Origin of the sequence: Caballeronia arationis (assembly GCF_001544975.2) — a bacterium.
Lineage (GTDB): Bacteria > Pseudomonadota > Gammaproteobacteria > Burkholderiales > Burkholderiaceae > Caballeronia > Caballeronia arationis.
The window spans coordinates 1-5,617 of the sequence record NZ_FCOG02000238.1; the positions used below are offsets into that span (position 1 = coordinate 1).

Here is a 5,617-nt window from a genome sequence, read left to right on the forward strand (position 1 = left end):
CGACAGAAATCGCGCTTTATCATGCACTTGGAAAACTACCCGAGCCTCCGTCGACCCACAGTTTTTACTGACGAACCATAAATTAAGTACCTTGCCCGGGCGCACTCGCGCATGATCACGTTCAGACTCACAACCACCGGCCGCTGAAGTCGCGTGCCACGACTCCTGTCACGACACGCAGGTTGCCGGTATTCGCCAACGAACACCTTATCGAACGCTTATGTCCGTGCCGCTCTCTACGCTTCGTTCCGTTATCCGCATGTTGCCCGGCTGACGTGACCGCGATGGATACGCTCAGCAGCGCTCCCCGCCCCGTGCGCCGCGATGCGCGCGTCGCCCTGACGCTCGCCGCCGTGATCGCGCTCGCCGTGTTCCTGATCGATGCGCTGACACCGCTCGACATCGCGATCGCGGTGCTTTATGTCGTGGTGGTGCTGCTCGTGGCATCGACCGGCAACCGCCCCGCGACGGTGGCGACCGCCTGGGGCTGCGTCGCGCTGACGCTTGCGGGATTCGTCCTGTCGCACGACGTGAACTATTCGAACGGGGCGGTCGCGCGTTGCGTGGTGAGCCTGCTCGCGATTGCCACGACTTCGGTGCTCACGCTGAGGAACCTCGCTGCGACGACCACCCTGCACGAGCAGCTCGAACTGCTCGACCTTGCCCACGATGCGATCGTCGCGTACGACATGAACCAGCGCATTACGTTCTGGAACCGTGGCGCCGAAGCGCTCTACGGCTGGAGTGCGCAGGAGGCGATCGGACAGCCGATTCATCAGCTGACGCAGACCACCTTTCCCGTGCCGTTCGCGAAGATTCGCGAGGAACTGCTGCGCTCGGGTCGCTGGGAGGGCGAACTCGAGCGCGTGCGGCACGACGGCAGCGAGGTCGTCATTTCCAGCCGCTGGGCGCTGTGGCGCGACGAGAAGGGCGCGCCGCGCACCGTGCTTGCAACGAGCAACGACATCACTGCGCGCAAGCGGATGGAAGCCGAGTTGCAGCGTCAGCGGGAAGAGCTTCGCAACACGATCGACGCGATCCCGGGCATGGTGTGGAGTTCGTCGAGCGACGGGCGGCTCACGTTCGTCAACCGGCGCTGGAACGACATGGGCGTGACGCTCGGCGAGGGCGACATCGACGTGTGGCCCACGATCGTCCATCCGTCCGATCTGGCGCAGATGCAGCAGGACTGGCGCACGGCGATCGAAACGGGCTCTTCGTTCGAAAACGTCTCGCGTATCCGTGGCAGTGACGGTGTCTATCGCTGGATGCATATCGGCGCCGAGCCGTTGCGCGACAGCACGGGGGCGATCTGCCGCTGGTACGGCGTGAACACCGATATCGAGGAACGCAAGCAGGCGGAACAGGCACTCGAACGCAGCGAGGCGTTTCTGCTCGACGCACAACGCCTGAGCCGCACCGGCAGCATCGCGACGCGCCTGCCCGATGGCGAGATGTGGTGGTCCGACGAATCCTACCGGATCTTCGATTACGCGCGGGACGTCGTGCCGTCGATGGAACTGATCCTCGCACGCACCCATCCCGACGACCTCGCAATCGTACAGGGCGCGTATCGGCAGGCGGTCGGCGGCGCGCCGCAAGTCGACGTCAAGCACCGGCTCGCGATGCCCGATGGCAGCGTCAAGTACGTGCACTACGTCGCGCATCTCGCGGCGCCGGCAGCGGAGGGCATCGAGTATGTCGGCGCGCTGATGGATGTCACCGAGACCAAGCTCGCGCAGGAAGCGCTCGCGCGATCGACCGCCGAGCTCGCGCACGTGACGCGTATCACGATGCTCGGCGAGCTGGCGGCGTCGATTGCGCACGAGGTCACGCAGCCGATCGCGGCGATCGTCACGTGCGGCGACGCTTCGCTGCGCTGGCTCAACCGCCCGACCCCGGATCTGGCCGAAGCGCAGCAATCGATTACCCAGATGATTCGTGACGCGAAGCGTGCGAGCGAAGTCATCCAGCGCATCCGCGCGATGGCGAAGAAACGCGACAGCCTGCCCGCGACGCTCGATCTGAACGAGATCGTCGGCGAATCGGTCGAACTGGTGCGGCGCGAACTGGAGCGTCATCGCGTCGACGTGCAGGTCGACCTCGCGACGCCGACGCCCATCGTGTGCTGCGACCGCGTGCAGTTGCAGCAGGTGCTCATCAACCTGATGATGAACGGCGCTCAGGCGATGTCCGACGTGAGCGGCCCGCGCAGGCTCTGCATCGCGACGCGCCGCTTCGATGCAAGGCATGCGCAGGTGATCGTGCAGGACTCGGGCACGGGCATCCGGGAAGACAACGCGAGCCGGCTCTTCGATGCGTTCTTTACGACGAAGGCCGAAGGCATGGGCATGGGGCTGTCGATCTGCCGATCGATCGTCGAGGCGCATGGCGGACGGATCTGGGCCGAATCGCCGGAAGAAGGCGGAGCGCGGCTGCAGTTCGTGCTGCCGGTCGAGGAGGCATGTGATGAGCAGTGAAAAGATCAGCAACGCGATCGTCTACGTGGTGGACGACGACGAGTCGATGCGCGACGCGGTCAGGATGCTGCTGCGTTCGGTGGGACTGAATGTCGAGACCTTTGCGTCCGCGCATGACTTCCTCGAGTTCGACATGCCCGATGTCCCGAGCTGCCTGATTCTCGACGTTCGCCTCAAGGGGCAGAGCGGGCTTGCTGTGCAGGAACAGATCGCTGCGAGCGAGCTTGGTCTGCCGATAGTCTTCATGACCGCGCACGGCGACATCGCGATGACCGTGAAGGCGATGAAGGCGGGTGCAAAGGATTTTCTCGCGAAGCCGTTTCGCGACCAGGACATGCTCGATGCAGTCGAGCATGCGCTCGCGAGCGACGAGGAACGGCGCGCGGCCAGCCGCTCGGTCGCCGACTTGCGCCGTTGCTACGAGTCGCTCACGCCGCGCGAACGCGAGGTGATGGCATACGTGGCTTCCGGTTTGATGAACAAGCAGATTGCCGCGGAGCTGAACCTGAGCGAGATCACCGTGAAGATTCATCGCGGACAGGCGATGAAGAAGATGGGCGCGCGCTCTCTTGCCGATTTCGTGCTCAAGGCCGAAGCGCTCGGCGTGAAGATGCCGGAAGGCGCCACGACACCACCGCGCACGCAGCGCAGCTGAACATTCCATGATGGTTTGCAGGCTCATGCGCACGCATGAGCCGTGCGGGCGCTCGTCCGTTGCACGGCGACACTAAACCTTGATATGAGACGAGCCAACCATCGGGTGCACTGCGCAACCTTATGTACGGCTGGTCGGACGCGAGGCGCCGCGATAACTTGGAGTCATGTGGCGCTCGCTTCGAAGCGAGTCGTGACTCGACGATCAACGGATTTCTGAACGAGGACGAGGAGTGCGAAGATGCAGCCGAATGCGAATTTCATCGATCCGTGGATGCAGACCATCGGTTTGCTCTCGCTCCTGTCGGGTGTCAGCGGCGCCAGCGGCAGGCGCGCTGAGGCGAGCGAAGGCAGGCCGACGACGTGCCGGCCGCAGGTCGCGGCACAACTGCAGGGCGTGCAGGTTCGCCTGATCGATCGGCCGTCACGCTCGACCGCGACGATCGAGTGGCGCGATCCGACGCATTGCTGCTATGGCGATCAGGTCTGGCGCACGAGCCGTGCGCGCGTGGCGGGTGTGTGCGCGATGAGCAAGCGCCCGATCCGCCCGGGTGACGCAATCTACAAGCCGCGTTCGTGCCGCCCGATGCCGATCAATAGCGACGCGATGATCCTTCGCTCGGTGCTCGAAGAAGCGCCCACGCTCTGATCTGCTCGTGCGATAAAAAAATCCGCTGCATGAATCATGCAGCGGATTTTGTTTTGCATGCCAGGCTGGCAACGTCCCATCAGTCAACGATAAACAGCTTCGCGCCCGCCTTGCTGTACGACTGATGCGCTTCTGCGTTGTCGCCCACCTGATAGCTCATCCCGGCGGTCAGGACGAATTTGCGGCCGTCTTCGAGGGTGGTTTCCAGTTCGCCTTCCAGACACAGGAGCACGTGACCTTTCTTGCACCAGTGATCTGCGAGATAGCCGGGCGTGTACTCGACCATCCGCACGCGAATCCTGCTTTCTCCGTCACCGAAGAAACGGGTTCTCCAGTAGGCAGTGCCCGTTTCACCCGTGTGTTCTGTTCGTTCGATCTCCGTCCAGTCCGTGGTACCGAAGCCGAATGCTTCCATTTTCATGCGGCGATTTTCCTTCAGGCAATTTGGTGTCCCTCTGTATGCCGGGCGGCCCAGAGTGGCGGGACAGTCTATCACTGCGCTGGAGTTCCCCGGGCTCGCGACACTGCCTTGTGCCGTCCGGAGGCTTCGCAATCGTCGGATGGGCAAGATTACGTCCAGTACTTCGCGTCGGGGATCGACCGATAGAAGCCGCGTCGCCGATACGACGCGCGCGGCCGCGGCGATTCGCGCCGGCCGTGTACCGAAGCGGCGATGCGCCGGTCCGAGGGCGGAGCCGATTCAGGCTTGGCGATGTCGGTGCTGGACACTGCGATCCGCTCGAGCGGCAACTGGGCGTCGCGGCCCACGTTGTCGAGTGCCTGCCGATACCCCGGCGCGCTCGCGCCACACCATGCGGCGATCGTGAGACAGGTGGCGACCGCTGCGAAGCCCGGTCCGAATCGTATCGCGCGCATGGCGTTCATGATGTTCTCTCCCGGCGCAAGGTCCTGACGGACTGCGCGTGCTCGAAGTGACAGGTGGTGTACGCGATGACCGGACTTGAACCGCTTCAACGATGAAGCGGGACTGGCACGCGATGACATCAGCTTAGAAGAGACGAGGCAGGCGGACCATTCTACGAACGACTCGATGCGCCAGCCAGTCGGATGAGGGACTCATACCTGGGTGTGATGCGCCGTCGCGCGCGGGCGGTGTTCGCATTGCGTCGAACCTGTCTCCGCCCGCGTCCCGCACCATATCTTTGGATGATGGTTGCGCTTGCCGCTCGCGACTACGATGGGCCACGACGACGCTCATCCGTACCGGCCGGCCTGGCCGCGACAGCCGAAGCGTCGCACGTGCCCCGTCCCGCTAACGAACCAGGCGTGAGTGCAGCATGATCAAGATTGGCCGAGTCTGGTGTGTCTGGAAAGACGCGAGGTGTATCAGGATGGCCTGCCCGTGCAGGTCGGGTCGCGTGCATTCGATATCCTCGAACTCCTCATCAGGGAGCGGGGAAAAACCGTCACGAAGGACGAGATCCTGCGCCACGCGTGGCCGAATTCCATCGTCGAGGAGAACAACATCCATGTGCAGCTATCGACGCTCAGGAAGGTTTTCGGCGAGGACAGAGACGCCATTCGCACGATCTCGGGGCGCGGCTATCGGCTTGCAGTGGCGGGCGTTGCGGGCGTTGCAGCTCAGGCTTTCGAATCCGCGCACGAAGCTCGCGCGCAGCGAAGCCGCCTCGTCGGATTGCCGGTTCGCCACGCGCGTCTGATCGGACGCGAACAGGCGATCGCCGATGTCACGCGAGCGCTCGGCGACGCCCCGATCGTGACGCTGCTCGGACCGGGCGGACTCGAGACATAATGCTCACCTCTCTATGTTATTGAAGATCAATGGATAACTGATCCGGATTGGCTGACTGCG

6 protein-coding genes are annotated in these 5,617 nt (G+C 63.6%); 4 read left to right on the forward strand and 2 right to left on the reverse strand.

Annotation, left to right across the window (positions count from 1 at the left end; all coding sequences use genetic code 11):
• Positions 1-284: 284 nt before the first annotated feature.
• The 3 genes from AWB81_RS39930 (at position 285) to AWB81_RS39940 (ending at position 3,783) form a co-directional block, all read left to right on the forward strand.
• On the forward strand, positions 285-2,480 hold the full coding sequence (locus AWB81_RS39930; protein WP_062643833.1) for a PAS domain-containing sensor histidine kinase: 2,196 nt from the start codon (positions 285-287) through the stop codon (positions 2,478-2,480).
• Positions 2,470-3,135: a response regulator transcription factor gene (locus AWB81_RS39935; RefSeq protein ID WP_062643835.1), complete on the forward strand. Its 666-nt coding sequence runs from the start codon at positions 2,470-2,472 to the stop codon at positions 3,133-3,135. The genes AWB81_RS39930 and AWB81_RS39935 overlap by 11 nt, the downstream gene beginning before the upstream one ends.
• Positions 3,136-3,375: 240 nt before the next feature.
• Positions 3,376-3,783, forward strand: a complete 408-nt coding sequence (locus AWB81_RS39940; RefSeq protein ID WP_062643838.1) for a DUF3331 domain-containing protein — start codon at positions 3,376-3,378, stop codon at positions 3,781-3,783.
• A gap of 79 nt (positions 3,784-3,862) precedes the next feature.
• On the opposite strand, the gene AWB81_RS39945 is transcribed toward AWB81_RS39940, so the two are convergent.
• On the reverse strand, positions 3,863-4,204 hold the full coding sequence (locus AWB81_RS39945) for a DHCW motif cupin fold protein (protein WP_062643840.1): 342 nt from the start codon (positions 4,202-4,204) through the stop codon (positions 3,863-3,865).
• A 149-nt stretch (positions 4,205-4,353) separates the two neighbouring features.
• The gene (locus tag AWB81_RS39950; RefSeq protein WP_062643842.1) at positions 4,354-4,668 is read right to left on the reverse strand and encodes a hypothetical protein; all 315 of its coding nucleotides are present in this window, start codon (positions 4,666-4,668) and stop codon (positions 4,354-4,356) included.
• 406 nt (positions 4,669-5,074) lie between these two features.
• Here AWB81_RS39950 and AWB81_RS39955 point away from each other — a divergent pair, with 406 nt between their 5' ends.
• Positions 5,075-5,557, forward strand: a complete 483-nt coding sequence (locus tag AWB81_RS39955) for a winged helix-turn-helix domain-containing protein (protein ID WP_087135537.1) — start codon at positions 5,075-5,077, stop codon at positions 5,555-5,557.
• Positions 5,558-5,617: the final 60 nt, after the last annotated feature.

Excerpts from the sequence above, each read along its gene's own strand:
- AWB81_RS39930 (WP_062643833.1), top strand. The coding sequence starts at position 285 with ATGGATACGCTCAGCAGCGCTCCCCGCCCCGTGCGCCGCGATGCGCGC.
- AWB81_RS39945 (WP_062643840.1), bottom strand. The coding sequence starts at position 4,204 with ATGAAAATGGAAGCATTCGGCTTCGGTACCACGGACTGGACGGAGATC.
- AWB81_RS39950 (WP_062643842.1), bottom strand. The coding sequence starts at position 4,668 with ATGAACGCCATGCGCGCGATACGATTCGGACCGGGCTTCGCAGCGGTC.
- AWB81_RS39935 (WP_062643835.1), top strand. The coding sequence starts at position 2,470 with ATGAGCAGTGAAAAGATCAGCAACGCGATCGTCTACGTGGTGGACGAC.
- AWB81_RS39940 (WP_062643838.1), top strand. The coding sequence starts at position 3,376 with ATGCAGCCGAATGCGAATTTCATCGATCCGTGGATGCAGACCATCGGT.